This is a genomic window from Pseudomonas sp. LBUM1668, from assembly GCF_059695715.1.
This window is the reverse complement of the sequence record NZ_CP166787.1, coordinates 1,945,530-1,963,297: the sequence shown is the minus strand read 5'-3', so window position 1 is coordinate 1,963,297 and position 17,768 is coordinate 1,945,530. Positions and strand designations below refer to the sequence as shown.

Genomic DNA, 17,768 nt, shown 5'->3' with positions numbered 1-17,768 from the left:
GACGCGGGCAGATTTGGTCGGGTCACATGCGCCATGTTCAGACCCAGCGCAAACGACGGAATAACCACCATTGGCCGAAGGCCATGGCAAGCACCGTCAAGCAGGCGATCAGGAAACCATAAGGGCTGCTCGCGAACGGAATTCCGCCCACATTTATACCCAGCAGACCGGTGATAAAACTCATTGGTAAAAAGATGCAGGTGATGATGCCGAAGCGGTACATCGTGCGATTCATGCGCACGCTCAAACGCCGGTCTTCTGCCTCCAGGACAAGCCCCACGCGCTCTCGGGTCAATTCGAGTTCTTCCAGATAGCGGGTCAGGCTGTTGTTCAATTCGTTCCAGTAATCGGCATCATCATCGACAAACCACGGCAGTTTTATCCGCGTCATCTGGCCGAAAATATCCCGTTGTGGAGCGAGAAACCGCTTCAGTCCGGCCGCCCTTCGACGGATGTGCAAAATCGATCCGTGCTCCGGGGTATACCGTTCGTCGGTATCCATCTTTTCTTCTTCCTCATCGGCGATTTCCGAGAGGCAAGTGACCAGATCCTGCACCTTGTTAGTGAGGAATTGCGCCAGATAAAGGATCAGCTCAGAGGACGTTTTCGGGCCTTTGCCCTCTGCCAGAATCGTCAGCAGTTCATCCGTGGCCCGCAACGGACGCAAACGCAGGGAGATAACACGCTGGGCAGAGGCAAAAATCCGCACCGAAACCATGTCTTCCGGTTCGGCACCCGGATTGAGGTTCACGCCGCGCAAAAACAGCAGCAACTCGGAATCCGGCAACGGCAACAGGCGCGGTCGAGTGTTCTCTTCCAGCAGCAAGTCGCAGGTGAATTCGTTCAGGCCACTGGATTTGCGCAGCCAGGTCTGGGTCTGCGGATGACTGCGATCCCAGTGCAGCCACAGGCTTTCATGGGCCTGTAGCTGCAAATCGTCGAGCTCAGTCCGGGCTATCGAACGCGCACCGCCTTTACCGTCCAGCACCAGGGCATGCACCAGCCCCCATTGCGCGTTTTCTTCCTCGAACATCCTCATCCCTTTGTCAAAAGCTTATTCAGGCATCTTCAGCGGGCTCGGCGAGATGATCACGCCGTTGTTGTCCGCATAAATGTAGTGGCCCGGGTGGAACGTCACACCGGCGAAAGTTACTGGAACGTCAAGGTCGCCGAGCCCGCGCCTGTTGGACTTCCTCGGGTGGCTAGCAAGGGCCTGCACGCCCAGATCGGTCTGCGCGATGATATCGACGTCGCGGATGCAACCGTAGATCACCAGCCCTTCCCAACCGTTTTTCGCGGCTTTCTCGGCCAGCATGTCCCCCAGCAGGGCATGACGCAGCGAACCACCACCGTCGACCACCAGTACCTTGCCATTCCCTTTGAGCTCGACCTGCTCCTTGACCCGCGAGTTGTCTTCGAAGCATTTGATGGTCACGATTTCGCCGCCGAATGAATCACGGCCGCCGAAATTGCTGAACATCGGTTCCAGCACCTGGACCAGTTCCGGATAGGCGTCGCACAGGTCAGGCGTGAGGTAATGGTTCATCGAAAAACTCCTGTAAAAAGGAAGACGATCAAGGATGACGCACTCTTGTGAGACGAGTTCCGGCAGTCGCTGTTTACCTTAGTTCATGCAAGGGTCGCTGAACGAACCTGAACAAACGCTGAAACGTAATAGCAAATCAGCCACTAAAAGTGACCAGAACCGCACAATGCGTCATATCTTAGCCGCAAGCCGACCCGAACGAAATGGCCTTTTTTCAGCGCCTCGCGACTCAGACCGCTGCCGCCAGATCCGGCTTCTCACCCAGTAACGGCGTGTGCTGATCGTTCAACCAGCGTGCCACCAGTGGCCATACCTGCGTCTGTGCAGCCTTGCTCACCAACATTTCGACATGGCCGAAATTATCGTTGAAGCCCTGTTCGCGCCCCAGATTGATGAACTGTTTGTGCTCAGAACCCATCTGCTCGAACAGTTTGCGACAAGCCCACGCAGGATCCTGATGATCCCCCGCCGCACTTACCGCCAGCACCGGCACCTGAACATCAGCCAGACCGGCCCACCAGTCTTTGTCCTTGTCACCAAACCGGCCGAACAGGCCGTACCAGCGCATGCTCTCGATGGCCAGGCCAATGGGCTCATCTTCCGGTCCGCGCTTGAGGCGTGAGCCCGACAACTGCGCGAAACGCTTGAGAATGAAGCGACCGCTCCATTCAACCGGCGGAATCTTCAGCGGCCAGTAAGTACGGCTGACCTGAGTGCCAAAAAACGCTGCCGACGCTACGGCAGGTTCGCCCAGATACTCGCCACCGAGAGCCGCCGCCAGGGTAATGCCGCCCAGCGAATGGCCAATCCAGTGCGGCACCTGCCCACTCTGCTCACGCACGAATGCGGCGATTGCCGGCAAATCGTACCTGGCGTAGTCGGCGACACGGTTCCTGCGGTATTCCTCGTTGCGCTGCGATAAGCCGTGACCGCGCATCTCCGGGATCCACACGTCGAAGCCCAGCCGTGCCAGATAAGCGCCGAGCCCCAGACCTTTGGGCGAGAACCAGAAGCGTCGGTTGGAAAAACTGCCGTGCAACAGAATGACCGGCACACCGCGCACCGCCGGTTCATCGGCCATGCCCAAACGGGTGACGGCGATTTCTACGGACCAGTCCGGGCTGTTGCCGGGTTTCAGACGATAAACGTCTTCGCTCAGATCGCCGCGCCGCTCGGCGCTGATCAGGGCGACAGGAAATAGGTTACTGCTGCTTTGCATAATGCTCTTGCACAAAAAAGGGCGGCATCCGGAGGCGCTCGCCCTACTTCAATCTCAAAGCCTTACCCCTTGTGGGAGCGAGCTTGCTCGCGAAAGCGGTACATCTGTCGACATCGATGTTGAATGTCAGTCCGTCTTCGCGAGCAGGCTCGCTCCTACAGTAGAGCGGCCCGTTCACATAACCATCAAGCCTGCGCTTGGCCTTCCGCGAGGAAGAACCAGGTTTCCAGCACGGTGTCCGGGTTCAGCGACACGCTTTCGATGCCCTGCTCCATCAGCCAGCGCGCCAGATCCGGGTGATCGGATGGGCCCTGACCGCAGATGCCGATGTATTTGCCAGCCTTGTTGCACGCCTGAATCGCGTTCGACAGCAGCTTCTTGACGGCCGGATTACGCTCGTCGAACAGGTGCGCGATGATCCCGGAGTCACGGTCCAGACCCAGCGTCAGCTGAGTCAGGTCGTTGGAACCGATCGAGAAACCGTCGAAGAATTCGAGGAACTCTTCAGCCAGAATCGCGTTGGATGGCAATTCGCACATCATGATCACGCGCAGACCGTTTTCGCCGCGTTTCAGGCCGTTCTCTGCGAGCAGATCAACAACCTGACTGGCTTCGCCGAGGGTACGCACGAACGGCACCATGATTTCGACGTTGGTCAGGCCCATCTCGTTGCGCACACGCTTCAGCGCGCGGCATTCGAGTTCAAAGCAATCGCGGAACGATTCGCTGATGTAACGCGAAGCGCCGCGGAAGCCCAGCATCGGGTTTTCTTCTTCCGGCTCGTAGAGCTTGCCGCCGATCAGGTTGGCGTATTCGTTGGACTTGAAGTCCGACAGACGCACGATGACTTTTTTCGGCGTAAACGCTGCTGCCAGGGTGCTGATGCCTTCGACCAGTTTGTCGACATAGAAGCCAACCGGATCATCGTAGCCGGCAATACGCTTGTCGACGCTGTCCTTGATTTCCTGCGGCAGACCGTCGTAGTTCAGCAGCGCTTTAGGGTGCACCCCGATCATGCGGTTGATGATGAATTCCAGACGGGCCAGGCCCACACCGGCGTTCGGCAGTTGCGCGAAGTCGAAGGCGCGGTCCGGGTTGCCGACGTTCATCATGATCTTGAACGGCAGATCAGGCATGGCGTCCACGGAGTTCTTCTTGATGTCGAAGCCCAGTTCACCTTCGAAGATGTAACCGGTGTCGCCTTCAGCGCAGGACACGGTTACGCCCTGGCCATCTTTCAGCAACTGGGTGGCGTTGCCGCAACCGACAACGGCCGGAATGCCCAGCTCACGGGCGATGATCGCCGCGTGGCAGGTACGCCCGCCCCGGTTGGTCACGATGGCGCTGGCGCGCTTCATTACCGGTTCCCAGTCCGGGTCGGTCATGTCGGAAACCAGTACGTCGCCCGGCTGGACTTTGTCCATCTCGGACACGTCCTTGATGATCCGCACTTTACCGGCGCCGATGCGCTGGCCGATGGCGCGACCTTCAACCAGTACGGTGCCGGTTTCTTTCAACAGGTAACGTTCCATGACGTTGGCCTGGGTGCGGCTTTTCACGGTTTCCGGACGGGCCTGCACGATGTACAGCTTGCCGTCGTCACCGTCCTTGGCCCACTCGATGTCCATCGGGCACTGGTAGTGCTTCTCGATGATCATCGCCTGCTTGGCCAGCTCGCTGACTTCAGCATCGGACAGGCAGAAACGCGCGCGATCAGCCTTGTCGACGTCGATGGTCTTGACCGACTTGCCGGCCGTGGCGACTTCGCCGTAGATCATCTTGATGGCTTTGCTGCCCAGGTTGCGACGCAGGATCGCCGGACGACCGGCCTCCAGCGTGCCCTTGTGGACATAGAATTCGTCCGGGTTGACCGCGCCTTGTACGACGGTTTCGCCCAGACCGTAGGCGCCGGTGATGAACACCACGTCACGGAAACCGGATTCGGTATCGAGGGTGAACATCACGCCGGCAGTACCGGTTTCCGAACGCACCATGCGCTGCACGCCGGCAGACAGGGCGACCAGTTTGTGGTCGAAGCCCTGATGCACGCGGTAGGAGATCGCACGGTCGTTGAACAGCGAGGCGAACACCTCTTTGGCAGCGCGGATAACGTTTTCCACGCCACGGATGTTCAGGAAAGTTTCCTGCTGACCGGCGAAGGATGCGTCCGGCAAGTCTTCGGCGGTGGCGGAAGAACGCACGGCAACGGCCATGTCAGGGTTGCCGGCCGACAGCGTGGCGAACGCGGTGCGGATCTCGGCGTTGAGTTTTTCCGGGAATTCGGCGTCCATGATCCATTGACGGATCTGCGCGCCGGTCTTGGCCAGTGCGTTGACATCATCAACGTCGAGCGCGTCGAGGGCCTGGTGGATCTGGTCGTTGAGGCCACTCAGTTCGAGGAAGTCGCGATAGGCCTGAGCGGTGGTGGCAAAGCCGCCGGGGACCGACACACCGGCACCCGCCAGGTTGCTGATCATCTCGCCCAGGGATGCGTTCTTGCCCCCCACATGCTCAACATCGTGTTTGCCGAGCTTATCGAGGGAAACTACGTACTCTACCAAGGTGATCTCTCCACTAACTGTGTTGGAAAAGCTCAGAAACCGGCTGCTCGGGGGAGCGTTGGCCGGTTGTATGGCCTGGACCTGGAAAATAAGTGAGAATGCTGGCCAATGGCGGCCGGCAAATCGCGCCTATCATATCCAAGATTCGTTATTAGCTTAAGGCCCAAGGTGCAAATGAAACGATCTGCTTTCTTTATCTCCGATGGCACCGGCATTACTGCCGAAACCCTGGGTCAAAGCCTCCTGGCGCAGTTCGAAAACATTACCTTCAGCAAATTCACGCGACCGTACATCGACAGCGTGGATAAAGCGCGGGCCATGGTACAACAAATCAATAAAGCCGCCGAAACCGACGGCTTTCGCCCGATTATCTTCGACACCATCGTCAATCAGGACATTCGTGAGATTCTCGCAACGTCCAATGGTTTCATGATCGACATTTTCTCGACCTTCCTCGCCCCGCTTGAGCAGGAACTGACCGAGCATTCTTCCTACACCGTCGGCAAGTCGCATTCGATCGGGCACAACTCCAATTACATGGAGCGGATCGAGGCGGTGAACTTCGCCCTCGACAACGATGACGGCGCCCGCACGCACTATTACGACAAGGCCGATCTGATTCTAGTGGGCGTGTCGCGATGTGGTAAGACGCCGACGTGTCTGTACATGGCCATGCAATTTGGTATCCGCGCGGCCAACTACCCGCTGACCGAAGACGACATGGAGCGCCTGCAACTGCCGCCCGCCCTGCGCGCCCATCAGCACAAGCTGTTCGGCCTGACCATCGACCCGGACCGCCTCACCGCGATCCGCAACGAGCGCAAACCCAACAGCCGCTATTCGAGCTATGCCCAGTGCGAATTCGAAGTGCGCGAAGTGGAAAACCTGTTTCGCCGTGAAAACATCCCGAACATCAACTCCACACATTTTTCGGTGGAAGAGATTTCGGCGAAGATTCTGGTGGAGAAAGGGGTGGAGCGGCGGTTCAAGTAACCCCGCATGCCCCCTGTAGGAGCTGCCGAAGGCTGCGATCTGTTGATCTTGTTTTAAACATCAACATCAAAAGATCGCAGCCTTCGGCAGCTCCTACACAGGATTGTGTTCCGTCAAGGCGTGCTTCAGAGCCTCAAAGCCTGCGAGCAACATGCTGTCATCCCCCACCGTATTACACACACTCACCCGAATAAACTGCGGCACCGCCGCATGCCCCACCGCAAACGCCTCAGCGGTCGCCACCAGATAGTTGTTTTCTTTCAACTCTGCAGCAATCTGCGACGCTCGCCACAACGCCGGCACCTCTACCCAAAAGTGCGGACTGTAGCTGTGCGTCTTGTAGCTCAAGCCGTCCATTACGCCCGCAACCAACGCCTTGCGGCGGCCAATTTCCGTGATCTGCTCATCCAGCAAGCGTTCGGCCATGCCGTTTTCGATCCACAGGCTCGCCACCTCCATCGACAGCGGATTAGCCATCCAGCACGTCGCACGAATGGCTGAACTGATGCGCCCGATCAACGCTTGCGGCGCGTGCAGATAACCGACTCGCAACCCGGCGGAAACAGCCTTGCTCAAACTACCGATCAACACCGAGCGCTCAGGAGCGTAATAACTCAATGGCAGCGGGCGCTGGCGGTCGAGCACAGCATGGGCTTCGTCTTCGATAATCAGCAGATTGTGCTGGCGGCACACCTCGGCAATCGCCTCGCGCCGTGGGATCGACATCACGGCGGCTGTAGGATTCTGGATCGTTGGTGTGCAATACACCGCCGCTACCCGATGCTGACGGCAAATATCCTCCAGCGCCGACGGCAACAGTCCTTCGTCATCCATCGCGGCGCCGATGAGTTTTATCCCGAGTTGACGTGCGACGCTGATCAATCCGGGGTAGGACAAATGCTCGGTCACGACCGTGTCGCCGGCCTTGAGCAAAGCCATCAAGGCACACAGCAAACCGTGCTGACCACCGTTGACGCACAGCACCTGATCGGCGTGCGGCACGAAATTCCCGTGGCGCAACCACACCGCCCCCGCCACCCGATGCCTGGCCAATCCGCTTTCGGCGGTATACCCGGTCAATTGCTGTAACAGGCCCGGATCATTGGCCAGCTCGACCATACATTCGCGCATGAACGCTGCCTCCTGGCCGGGGATCGGCTGGTTGCGACTCATGTCGAAACACGCTGGCGGCTCGTCGCTGACATTGCGAAAGCCTTTGTCCTGCGGCCGTTCCATCCCGCGCTGACGCACATAGGTGCCGTCTCCTACGCGGGCAACGACTAATCCGACACGCTCAAGCTCACCGTAAGCACGACTGATGGTGCCGATGGTGACGCCAAGACTATCGGCCAACAGCCTGTGCGGTGGCAGCTTGCTGCCTGCCTCGATAACGCCCTCGCCGATGGCCTTTTCGACCGCATCGGCCAAGCGTTTGTACTTGACACCTGCGCCATGGGCGAGGCCGTCACGCAGGATTGACACCATGGCAATACTTGCTTTGACACTCATTCTCGCCCCGAATAGCGTATTGAAAACAGGTTCAATCAGGAATAGACCTTTTCAGTGGTGAGGTCAATTCCCCGTTCGGAGCACCCAACATGTCGACCGCCATCAGCTCACCGATGAACATCAGCAAACCCTGGCTTGCCGGATTGATCACCAGCAGCCTGTTTCTCATCGTTTGCCTGAGCTGGGGCACCACATGGCTGGGGATCAAGATTGCCGTGGAAAGCGTGCCTCCACTCACCGCCGCTGGCCTGCGCTTTCTGATTGCCTTCCCGCTGTTCCTCAGCTTCGCGGTGTTGCGCAAGGAACCCCTGCTGTTTCCGCGCCAAAGTCGCTGGTTTTTTGTGTTCGTCACGCTGTCGTATTTCAGCCTGCCCTACTACCTGCTCAACTATGGCGAGATGCACGTGTCGTCTGGCCTGACGGCGCTGCTGTTCAGTTGCATGCCGGTGTTTATCCTGCTGTTTTCGGCGGTGTTTCTGCGCGAGAAAATCTATCCGTCGCAAATGCTCGGCATCGCCATCGGCTTCGCCAGTTTGTTCATGATCATTCGCAGCCAAGGCTTGCATCTGGATCAGGCGGAATGGCTTGGTGTGCTGGCGATTCTCTGCGCAGCGGTCATGCATGCGTTGTGCTACGTAGTGACGAAAAAGCACGGCAGCGCCATCAGCGTGATCACCTACAACACGCTGCCGATCGGCATCGCCGGGCTAATGTTATTTATTGTCGGCTTGGGCTTCGAAGCGCCGAGCTTCCAGGACGTGACCGCGCGCTCATGGGCTGCCCTGCTCTATCTCGGGCTGGTAGCGTCGGTGGGTGGTTTCATCGTTTATTTTTTGCTGCTTAAACGCCTGAGCCCGATCATTCTGTCGTTCGTGTTTATCATTTTCCCGGTGTTTGCCGTGATCATCGGCGCCTGGTACGAAGGGCAAACCCTGTCCCGGGAACTGATGATCTATTCGGCGATTTTGTTGGGTGGTTTTGCGATCACCAAACTGCCCATCGAAAAATGGCGCAAATCGTCCGTGTAGGAGCTGCCGCAGGCTGCGATTTTTTGATCTTGTTTTTTTACAATCAAAGTCAAAAGATCGCAGCCTGCGGCAGCTCCTACAGGGTTTGCGTCAGATCGCGAAAAGGTCTACGAAGCGGTTTACGGGAGTGGCTTCCAGCCGCGACTGATCTTTGCACAGCGCGAAGATCTCGGCGCTGCGCTGGCCGGTGAAGCGTGTTGCCAGGTTCGCCTTGAACTTGTCTTCCAGCAAAGGAATGCCCTGCGCACGGCGGCGGCGATGGCCGATCGGGTATTCCACCACGACGTTGTCGGTGCTGGTGCCGTCCTTGAAAAACACCTGCACGGCGTTGGCAATCGAGCGCTTGTCGGCCTCGAGGTATTCGCGGGTGAAACGCGGCTCTTCGACAATAAGCATTTTCTCGCGCAGCACATCGATGATCGGATGCGCTTTGTGGAAATCGTCCTCGTATTGCTCGGCGACCAGATTGCCGAAGGCCAACGGCACAGCGGTCATGTATTGAATGCAGTGATCGCGGTCGGCAGCGTTGGCCAGCGGCCCTACCTTGGAAATGATGCGGATCGCCGATTCGTGGGTGGTGATGACGATTCGCTCGATTTCGTGCAGTCGATTGCGCACTTGCGGATGTAGCGTCACCGCGGCTTCACACGCGGTTTGCGCGTGGAACTCGGCGGGAAAGCTGATCTTGAACAGGACGTTTTCCATCACATAACTGCCGAATGGCCGTGAGAAAGCGAAGGCGCGTTTGTCTTCCGGCTTCAACGCCAGATCGCTGTTGGTGTGGCTGAACAGTACGTCGTAGAAGCCCCACTGCTTGGCACTCAACACTCCGGGAATGCCCATTTCGCCGCGCATGGCGATGTCGGCCAGACGCACGCCACGGCTGGACGCATCCCCCGCTGCCCAGGATTTTCGCGAGCCAGCATTCGGTGCATGACGGTAGGTGCGCAGCGCCTGACCGTCGGCGAATGCATGGGACAGCGCCGACAACATCTGCTCACGATTGGCGCCCATCAGTTTGGCGGTCACGGCGGTCGAGGCGACTTTGACCAGAATGACGTGATCAAGCCCTACGCGGTTGAAGGAGTTTTCCAGAGCAATGACGCCCTGAATCTCATGAGCCATGATCATCGCTTCCAGCACATCGCGAATCGTCAGCGCTGCTTCAGCGTTGGCCAAGCGCTTCTGCGAGAGGTGATCGGCCACCGCGAGAATTGCGCCGAGGTTGTCCGACGGATGCCCCCACTCGGCGGCGAGCCAGGTGTCGTTGTAGTCGAGCCAGCGCACGATACAACCGATATCCCACGCTGCTTTCACCGGATCAAGGCGATAGCTGGTGCCCGGCACTCGAGCGCCAAACGGCACGACGGTGCCTTCGACGATGGGGCCAAGGTGCTTGGTGCATTCGGGAAAACGCAGCGCCAGCAGACCGCAACCCAGCGTGTCCATCAGGCAGTGGCGGGCGGTGTTCAGGGCTTCGGTGGATTCAACTTTGAAGGTCAGAACGTAGTCGGCGATGTCCTGCAGGACACGGTCGTAGTCGGGGCGGTTGTTCAGGTCGACGTTGGCGCTCATGTTCGATTCACTCTTTAAGTGGTTCGTTGATGGGACCTCGGTTCAGGCAATGGACTTTTAGAATTGAAATGCGACCCCCATGTAGGAGCTGCCGAAGGCTGCGATCTTTTGATCTTTCCTTTAAGAACCAGATCAAAAGATCGTCCGATCGCGGCCCGAGCCTTCGGCAGCTCCTACAGGGGAAGTTGTCGTTTAGAAAGAATCACCAGGGACGCGCACATAGCCTTCCATCAGGACGCGCGCACTGCGGCTCATGATGGCTTTTTTTACCACCCACTCACCGTTTTCCAGACTGGCCTCGGCGCCCACGCGCAACGTGCCGGAAGGATGGCCGAAACGCACGGCGCTGCGCTCAACGCCACCCGCCGCAAGGTTCACCAGCGTCCCGGGAATGGCCGCCGCAGTGCCGATTGCCACCGCAGCCGTGCCCATCATGGCGTGGTGCAATTTGCCCATCGATAACGCACGCACCAGCAAATCAACGTCACCGGCAGCAATCGCTTTACCACTGGATGCCACGTAATCCGCAGGCTTGGCGACGAACGCGACTTTCGGCGTGTGTTGGCGCTTGTCCGCTTCATCAAGACTCGAGATCAGGCCCATGCGCAAAGCGCCATAAGCGCGGATGGTCTCGAACATCTGCAAGGCTTTCGGGTCGCTGTTGATCGCACTTTGCAGTTCGGTGCCGGTGTAACCGATGTCTTCGGCGTTGACGAAAATCGTCGGAATGCCCGCATTGATCATGGTCGCCTTGAACGTGCCAACACCCGGCACTTCCAGCTCATCGATCAGGTTGCCGGTGGGGAACATCGAGCCACCACCGCCCTCTTCTTCTGCCGCCGGTTCCATGAACTCCACCTGCACTTCGGCCGCTGGAAAGGTCACGCCGTCGAGTTCGAAATCACCGGTTTCCTGCACTTCACCGTTGGTGATCGGCACGTGGGCGATGATGGTTTTGCCGATATTGGCCTGCCACACGCGCACCACGGCGATACCGTTGTGCGGAATGCGGCTGGCGTCGACCAGGCCGTTGCTGATCGCAAACGAACCGACCGCCGCCGACAGATTGCCGCAGTTGCCGCTCCAGTCCACGAACGGCTTGTCGATGGAGACCTGGCCAAACAGGTAATCGACGTCGTGATCCGCCTTAGTGCTTTTCGACAGGATCACGGTTTTGCTGGTGCTTGAAGTGGCGCCGCCCATGCCGTCGATTTGCTTGTCGTACGGGTCGGGGCTGCCGATCACGCGTAGCAGCAAGGCGTCGCGGGCGGGGCCTGGAACCTGCGCCGCTTCAGGCAAATCTTTCAGGCTGAAGAACACGCCTTTGCTGGTACCGCCGCGCATGTAGGTGGCGGGAATCTTGATTTGCGGAACGTGAACCATGGTGCTCCTTAACGAGGGCATGGGACTTGAAGTCCCATGCCCACATCCGATGATTTAAACGGCAACCGCCGACTCTTCGAGGAAGTCCTGCGCGAAGCGTTGCAACACGCCGCCGGCCTCGTAGATCGACACTTCTTCAGCGGTATCGAGGCGGCAGGTCACCGGCACGTCGACGCGCTCGCCATTCTTGCGATGGATCACCAGCGTCAGGTCGGCGCGCGGTTTGCGCTCGCCAATCACGTCGTAGGTTTCGCTGCCGTCGATGGCCAGGGTGTGACGGTCGGTGCCCGCCTTGAACTCCAGCGGCAACACGCCCATGCCCACCAGGTTGGTGCGATGGATACGCTCGAAACCTTCCGCGGCAATTGCCTCGACACCCGCCAGACGCACGCCTTTGGCCGCCCAGTCGCGGGACGAACCCTGACCGTAATCGGCGCCGGCGATGATGATCAGCGGCTGCTTGCGTTCCATATAGGTTTCGATGGCTTCCCACATGCGCATGACTTTGCCTTCCGGCTCGACACGGGCCAGCGAACCCTGCTTGACCTTGCCGTTTTCCAAGACCATTTCGTTGAACAGTTTCGGGTTGGCGAACGTCGCGCGCTGGGCGGTCAAGTGGTCGCCACGGTGGGTGGCGTAGGAGTTGAAGTCCTCTTCCGGCAAGCCCATTTTCGCCAGGTATTCGCCGGCGGCGCTGTCGAGCATGATCGCGTTCGACGGCGACAGGTGATCGGTGGTGATGTTGTCCGGCAGCACCGCCAGCGGGCGCATGCCCTTGAGCGGACGCGCGCCGGCCAGCGCGCCTTCCCAATACGGCGGACGGCGAATGTAGGTGCTCATCTCGCGCCAGTCATACAGCGGCGTGACTTTCGGGCCGGTGTCTTCATGGATGGCGAACATCGGGATGTAGACCTGACGGAACTGCTCAGGCTTGACCGAAGACTTCACCACGGCGTCGATTTCTTCGTCGCTCGGCCAGATGTCCTTGAGGCGAATTTCCTTGCCGTCGACCACGCCCAAGACATCCTTCTCGATGTCGAAACGGATGGTCCCGGCGATGGCATACGCGACCACCAAGGGCGGCGATGCAAGGAAGGCCTGCTTGGCGTACGGGTGGATGCGGCCGTCGAAGTTGCGGTTGCCCGAGAGCACGGCAGTCGCATACAGATCGCGGTCGATGATTTCCTGCTGGATCACCGGGTCCAGTGCGCCGGACATGCCGTTGCACGTGGTGCAGGCAAACGCCACGACGCCGAAACCGAGTTGTTCCAGTTCGGTGGTCAGCCCCGCTTCGTCGAGGTACAGCGCCACGGTTTTCGAACCCGGCGCCAGCGAGGATTTGACCCACGGTTTGCGCGTCAATCCGAGTCGGTTGGCATTGCGCGCGATCAGGCCGGCGGCAATCACGTTGCGCGGATTGCTGGTGTTGGTGCAACTGGTGATGGCGGCGATGATCACCGCACCATCGGGCATTTGCCCCGGCACGTCATCCCACTGACCGGAAATACCTTTGGCCGCCAGATCCGAAGTCGCAACGCGAGCGTGCGGGTTGCTCGGCCCGGCCATGTTGCGCACCACCGACGACAAGTCGAAGGTCAGGCCGCGCTCGTATTGCGCGCCTTTGAGGCTGTCGGCCCACAGACCGGTGGTCTTGGCGTAGTGCTCGACAAGCTGCACTTGCTGATCTTCACGTCCGGTGAGTTTGAGGTAGTCGATGGTCTGCTGGTCGATGTAGAACATCGCCGCGGTGGCGCCGTATTCCGGGGCCATGTTGGAGATGGTTGCGCGGTCGCCGAGGGTCAGCGCGGCAGCGCCTTCACCGAAGAACTCCAGCCACGCGCCGACGACTTTCTGCTTGCGCAGGTATTCAGTCAGCGCCAGCACCATGTCGGTGGCGGTGATGCCCGGTTGCAGCTTGCCGGTCAGTTCGACCCCGACGCTTTCTGGCAGGCGCATCCACGAGGCGCGGCCGAGCATTACGCTCTCGGCTTCGAGGCCGCCGACGCCGATGGCGATCACGCCCAGCGCATCGACGTGCGGGGTGTGGCTGTCGGTACCGACGCAAGTGTCGGGGAACGCCACGCCGTCACGCACCTGAATCACCGGAGACATTTTCTCCAGGTTGATCTGGTGCATGATGCCGTTGCCCGGCGGGATCACATCAACATTCTTGAAGGCTTTTTTGGTCCAGTTGATGAAGTGAAAACGGTCTTCATTGCGACGATCTTCGATGGCGCGATTCTTCTCGAACGCCTGCGCATCAAAGCCCCCCGCCTCGACCGCCAGCGAGTGGTCGACGATCAGTTGCGTCGGCACCACCGGATTGACTTGCGCCGGATCACCACCCTGCGAGGCAATCGCGTCACGCAGACCGGCGAGATCGACCAGTGCGGTCTGACCGAGAATGTCATGGCAGACAACCCGCGCCGGGAACCAAGGGAAATCGAGGTCGCGCTTGCGCTCGATGAATTGCTTCAGGGATTCGGTCAGCGTGGCCGGGTCGCAGCGACGCACAAGGTTTTCCGCCAGCACGCGCGAGGTGTACGGCAGGGTGTCGTAGGCGCCGGGCTGGATCGCATCGACAGCCGCACGGACGTCGAAGTAATCCAGCGGAGTGCCGGGCAGGTTCTTGCGAAATTCTGTGTTCATCGGGTCAGGACTCGGGTCACGGGAGTTTCAAAGGGTGGGGGCTGACACCAACCCTGAACCGACCCCGATCCCCTGTAGGAGCTGCCGAAGGCTGCGATCCTTTGATCTTGCTTCTAAAACTCAAAATCAAAAGATCGCAGCCTTCGGCAGCTCCTACAGGGTTTTCGGTGTGGCTCAAGGTCGGGGTCAGCTCACCATTCAGCGACGTTCGATTGGCACGAACTTGCGCTGTTCTACGCCGACGTATTCGGCGCTTGGACGGATGATGCGGTTGTTGGCACGCTGTTCGAACACGTGCGCGGCCCAGCCGGTCAGGCGCGAGCAGACGAAGATCGGTGTGAACAGCTTGGTCGGGATGCCCATGAAGTGGTACGCCGAGGCATGGTAGAAGTCGGCGTTCGGGAACAGTTTCTTCTGCTCCCACATGGTCTTGTCGATGGCTTCGGAAACCGCGAACAGCACCTTGTCACCGACTTCATCAGAGAGCTTTTTCGCCCAACCCTTGATCACCTCGTTGCGCGGATCGCTGTCCTTATAGATAGCGTGGCCGAAGCCCATGATCTTGTCTTTGCGCTCGAGCATGCCGAGGGTGCCTTTGATCGCGTCTTCGGGCGTTGAGAAGCGTTCGATCATTTCCATCGCCGCTTCGTTGGCGCCGCCGTGCAGCGGGCCGCGCAACGAACCGATGGCCGCAGTGACGCAGGAATACAGATCGGACAGGGTCGACGCGCAAACGCGGGCGGTGAAGGTCGAGGCGTTGAATTCGTGTTCGGCGTAGAGAATCAGCGACACGTTCATCACTTTGACGTGCAGTTCGCTCGGCTTCTTGTCGTGCAGCAAGTGCAGGAAGTGGCCGCCGATGGATTGTTCATCGGTCACGCAGTTGATGCGTTTGCCATCGTGGCTGAAGCGATACCAGTAGCACATGATCGCCGGGAACGCGGCCAGCAGACGGTCAGTCTTGTCCTGCTGCTCGGAGAAGTCCTTCTCCGGTTCGATGTTGCCAAGGAACGAGCAACCGGTGCGCATCACGTCCATCGGGTGGGCGTCGGCGGGGATGCGCTCCAGCACTTCTTTCAGCGCTTGCGGCAGGTCGCGCAGCTTGCTCAGTTTGACTTGATAAGCGTCGAGCTCGGCCTGGGTCGGCAGTTCGCCGTACAGCAGCAGGTACGCCACTTCTTCAAATTGCGCATCGGCTGCCAGTTCGCGCACGTCGTAGCCGCGATAGGTCAGCCCGGCACCGGCCTGGCCTACGGTGGACAGTGCGGTTTGCCCGGCAACCTGGCCCCGGAGCCCGGCGCCACTGAGTACTTTTGCTTCGGCCATTGCTGTCTCCAATTTTTGAATTTGTTAGGGAATCTGCAATTTCGGTGTTGTTTGTAAAAGATCGCAGCCTGCGGCAGCTCCTACAAAGATCCATGTAGGAGCTATCGAGTGAAACGAGGTTGCGATATTTTGATCTTCATTTTTTCGCCGCAAACAACGCATCGAGCTTCTGCTCGAACGTGTGGTAATCGATGCGATCGTAGAGCTCCATGCGAGTCTGCATGGTGTCGATGACATTCTGCTGCGTGCCGTCGCGGCGGATCGCGGTGTAGACATTTTCCGCAGCCTTGTTCATCGCGCGGAACGCCGACAGCGGATACAGCACCAGCGACACATCGGCGCCGGCCAGTTGCTCGGTGGTGTACAGCGGCGTTGCGCCGAACTCGGTGATGTTGGCCAGAATCGGCGCTTTCACGCGGTTGGCGAACAGCTTGTACATCTCAAGCTCGGTGATGGCTTCCGGGAAGATCATGTCGGCGCCGGCCTCGATGCACGCCGCGGCGCGATCCAGAGCAGACTCCAGACCTTCAACGGCCAGCGCATCGGTACGCGCCATGATCACGAAGCTGTCGTCAGTACGGGCATCGACGGCAGCCTTGATGCGGTCGACCATTTCCTGCTGGCTGACGATCTCTTTATTCGGACGATGGCCGCAGCGCTTGGCGCCGACCTGGTCTTCGATGTGGATCGCCGCCGCGCCGAACTTGATCATCGATTTGACGGTACGCGCCACGTTGAAGGCCGAAGAACCGAAACCGGTGTCGACATCCACCAAAAGCGGCAAGTCGCAGACGTCGGTGATGCGCCGTACGTCGGTGAGCACGTCATCCAGACCGGTGATGCCCAGATCCGGCACGCCGAGGGAACCTGCGGCCACCCCGCCACCGGACAAGTAGATCGCCTTGAAACCGGCTCGTTTGGCCAACAGCGCGTGGTTGGCGTTGATCGCACCGACCACCTGCAAAGGGTGCTCGCTGGCGACCGCATCGCGGAAACGCTGGCCTGGAGTGTTCGGGTTGGAACTCATGACTCACCTCGTTCAGTGGCTGTCTTATTGTGGGCGCCGTCCTGGTAATGACGGGCGATGTTGCGTTTCGAGGCGCCGATATGACGGCGCATCAACAATTCCGCGAGTTCGCCGTCACGGTCGGCGATGGCATCGAGAATCCGGTGGTGTTCGGCGAAGGCCTGGCGCGGGCGGTTCGGCGTGGTCGAGAACTGGATGCGGTACATGCGCACCAGTTGATAGAGCTCGCCGCAGAGCATCTGCGTCAGCGTGCGGTTACCGCTGCCCTGGATGATGCGGTAGTGGAAGTCGAAATCGCCTTCCTGCTGGTAGTAACCGACGCCTGCCTGAAATGCCGCATCGCGCTCGTGGGTTTCCAGCACCCGACGCAGCTCATCGATTTCTTCGACGCTCATGCGTTCAGCCGCCAGACGGCACGCCATGCCTTCGAGGGATTCACGGATTTCGTAGAGTTCCAGCAATTCGGCATGGCTCAGCGATACCACTCGCGCACCGACGTGCGGCACGCGCACCAGCAGGCGCTGACCTTCCAGACGGTGGATCGCCTCACGCAACGGCCCACGGCTGATGCCATAGGTGCGTGCCAGCTCAGGCTCGGAGATCTTGCTGCCCGGAGCAATCTCACCTCTGACGATAGCCGCCTGAATGCGTCGAAAGACGTTTTCCGAGAGCGTCTCGGAATCGTCGCCGCTGATGACCGGGGGATCGAGTTGATCCAGCATGATTGTCGACACCTTGAAATCCAATGCGGCAAAAACTAGCGAATTCGGCCGAATCAGTCAAAGGATAAATAGGTATTGTCGACAATCGTCTAATAACCGGAAAAGATCGCAGCCTTCGGCAGCTCCTACAGGGCGCACGCAAATCCAATGCAGGAGCTGCCGAAGGCTGCGATCTTTTGATCTTTTATAGACCGGCCCAAGCGCTGGCGCCATAAACCCACCGTGCTAGA

General features: G+C 59.2%; 13 protein-coding genes. 2 read left to right on the top strand and 11 right to left on the bottom strand.

The genetic code is table 11. The features are described from left to right. Positions 1-37 precede the first annotated feature (37 nt). The 4 genes from cmaX to ppsA form a co-directional block, all read right to left on the bottom strand. On the bottom strand, positions 38-1,033 hold the full coding sequence (gene cmaX / locus ACA061_RS08795; protein ID WP_497301182.1) for a divalent cation transporter CmaX: 996 nt from the start codon (positions 1,031-1,033) through the stop codon (positions 38-40). Between the two features lie 21 nt (positions 1,034-1,054). After that, entirely contained in the window at positions 1,055-1,546 is a 492-nt protein-coding gene (gene rraA / locus ACA061_RS08790) for a ribonuclease E activity regulator RraA (protein WP_100847899.1), read from the bottom strand. Between the two features lie 229 nt (positions 1,547-1,775). Beyond that, entirely contained in the window at positions 1,776-2,765 is a 990-nt protein-coding gene (locus tag ACA061_RS08785) for an alpha/beta fold hydrolase (RefSeq protein WP_210553606.1), read from the bottom strand. A 185-nt stretch (positions 2,766-2,950) separates the two neighbouring features. Further along, on the bottom strand, positions 2,951-5,326 hold the full coding sequence (gene ppsA / locus ACA061_RS08780; protein WP_150594597.1) for a phosphoenolpyruvate synthase: 2,376 nt from the start codon (positions 5,324-5,326) through the stop codon (positions 2,951-2,953). A gap of 174 nt (positions 5,327-5,500) precedes the next feature. Between ppsA and ppsR the strand changes: the two genes are divergently transcribed. After that, positions 5,501-6,319: a posphoenolpyruvate synthetase regulatory kinase/phosphorylase PpsR gene (gene ppsR, locus ACA061_RS08775; protein WP_042558495.1), complete on the top strand. Its 819-nt coding sequence runs from the start codon at positions 5,501-5,503 to the stop codon at positions 6,317-6,319. Between the two features lie 93 nt (positions 6,320-6,412). Here ppsR and ACA061_RS08770 read toward each other — a convergent pair whose 3' ends face one another. After that, on the bottom strand, positions 6,413-7,828 hold the full coding sequence (locus ACA061_RS08770; RefSeq protein ID WP_497301181.1) for an aminotransferase-like domain-containing protein: 1,416 nt from the start codon (positions 7,826-7,828) through the stop codon (positions 6,413-6,415). A 113-nt stretch (positions 7,829-7,941) separates the two neighbouring features. On the opposite strand from ACA061_RS08770, the gene ACA061_RS08765 reads away from it, so the two are divergent. Continuing rightward, entirely contained in the window at positions 7,942-8,856 is a 915-nt protein-coding gene (locus ACA061_RS08765; protein WP_210701775.1) for a DMT family transporter, read from the top strand. Between the two features lie 90 nt (positions 8,857-8,946). Here ACA061_RS08765 and prpD read toward each other — a convergent pair whose 3' ends face one another. The 6 genes from prpD to ACA061_RS08735 form a co-directional block, all read right to left on the bottom strand. Continuing rightward, on the bottom strand, positions 8,947-10,431 hold the full coding sequence (gene prpD, locus ACA061_RS08760) for a 2-methylcitrate dehydratase (protein WP_497301180.1): 1,485 nt from the start codon (positions 10,429-10,431) through the stop codon (positions 8,947-8,949). Between the two features lie 192 nt (positions 10,432-10,623). After that, positions 10,624-11,814: a 2-methylaconitate cis-trans isomerase PrpF gene (prpF, locus tag ACA061_RS08755; RefSeq protein ID WP_497301179.1), complete on the bottom strand. Its 1,191-nt coding sequence runs from the start codon at positions 11,812-11,814 to the stop codon at positions 10,624-10,626. A 54-nt stretch (positions 11,815-11,868) separates the two neighbouring features. Further along, a complete protein-coding gene (acnD, locus tag ACA061_RS08750) occupies positions 11,869-14,463 on the bottom strand; it encodes a Fe/S-dependent 2-methylisocitrate dehydratase AcnD (protein ID WP_497301178.1) in 2,595 nt (864 codons plus the stop codon). Between the two features lie 198 nt (positions 14,464-14,661). Next, positions 14,662-15,789: a bifunctional 2-methylcitrate synthase/citrate synthase gene (prpC, locus tag ACA061_RS08745; RefSeq protein WP_150601333.1), complete on the bottom strand. Its 1,128-nt coding sequence runs from the start codon at positions 15,787-15,789 to the stop codon at positions 14,662-14,664. A 136-nt stretch (positions 15,790-15,925) separates the two neighbouring features. Next, the gene (gene prpB / locus ACA061_RS08740) at positions 15,926-16,816 is read right to left on the bottom strand and encodes a methylisocitrate lyase (RefSeq protein WP_150601332.1); all 891 of its coding nucleotides are present in this window, start codon (positions 16,814-16,816) and stop codon (positions 15,926-15,928) included. Further along, positions 16,813-17,535: a GntR family transcriptional regulator gene (locus ACA061_RS08735; protein ID WP_181818557.1), complete on the bottom strand. Its 723-nt coding sequence runs from the start codon at positions 17,533-17,535 to the stop codon at positions 16,813-16,815. Before ACA061_RS08735 ends, prpB begins: the two co-directional genes overlap by 4 nt. Positions 17,536-17,768 lie beyond the last annotated feature (233 nt).

Bases quoted from the DNA above. Each gene is read 5' to 3' on its own strand.
- acnD (WP_497301178.1), bottom strand. From the start codon at position 14,463: ATGAACACAGAATTTCGCAAGAACCTGCCCGGCACTCCGCTGGATTAC.
- prpD (WP_497301180.1), bottom strand. From the start codon at position 10,431: ATGAGCGCCAACGTCGACCTGAACAACCGCCCCGACTACGACCGTGTC.
- ACA061_RS08770 (WP_497301181.1), bottom strand. From the start codon at position 7,828: ATGAGTGTCAAAGCAAGTATTGCCATGGTGTCAATCCTGCGTGACGGC.
- ACA061_RS08765 (WP_210701775.1), top strand. From the start codon at position 7,942: ATGAACATCAGCAAACCCTGGCTTGCCGGATTGATCACCAGCAGCCTG.
- prpF (WP_497301179.1), bottom strand. From the start codon at position 11,814: ATGGTTCACGTTCCGCAAATCAAGATTCCCGCCACCTACATGCGCGGC.
- ACA061_RS08785 (WP_210553606.1), bottom strand. From the start codon at position 2,765: ATGCAAAGCAGCAGTAACCTATTTCCTGTCGCCCTGATCAGCGCCGAG.
- cmaX (WP_497301182.1), bottom strand. From the start codon at position 1,033: ATGTTCGAGGAAGAAAACGCGCAATGGGGGCTGGTGCATGCCCTGGTG.
- rraA (WP_100847899.1), bottom strand. From the start codon at position 1,546: ATGAACCATTACCTCACGCCTGACCTGTGCGACGCCTATCCGGAACTG.
- prpC (WP_150601333.1), bottom strand. From the start codon at position 15,789: ATGGCCGAAGCAAAAGTACTCAGTGGCGCCGGGCTCCGGGGCCAGGTT.
- prpB (WP_150601332.1), bottom strand. From the start codon at position 16,816: ATGAGTTCCAACCCGAACACTCCAGGCCAGCGTTTCCGCGATGCGGTC.
- ppsR (WP_042558495.1), top strand. From the start codon at position 5,501: ATGAAACGATCTGCTTTCTTTATCTCCGATGGCACCGGCATTACTGCC.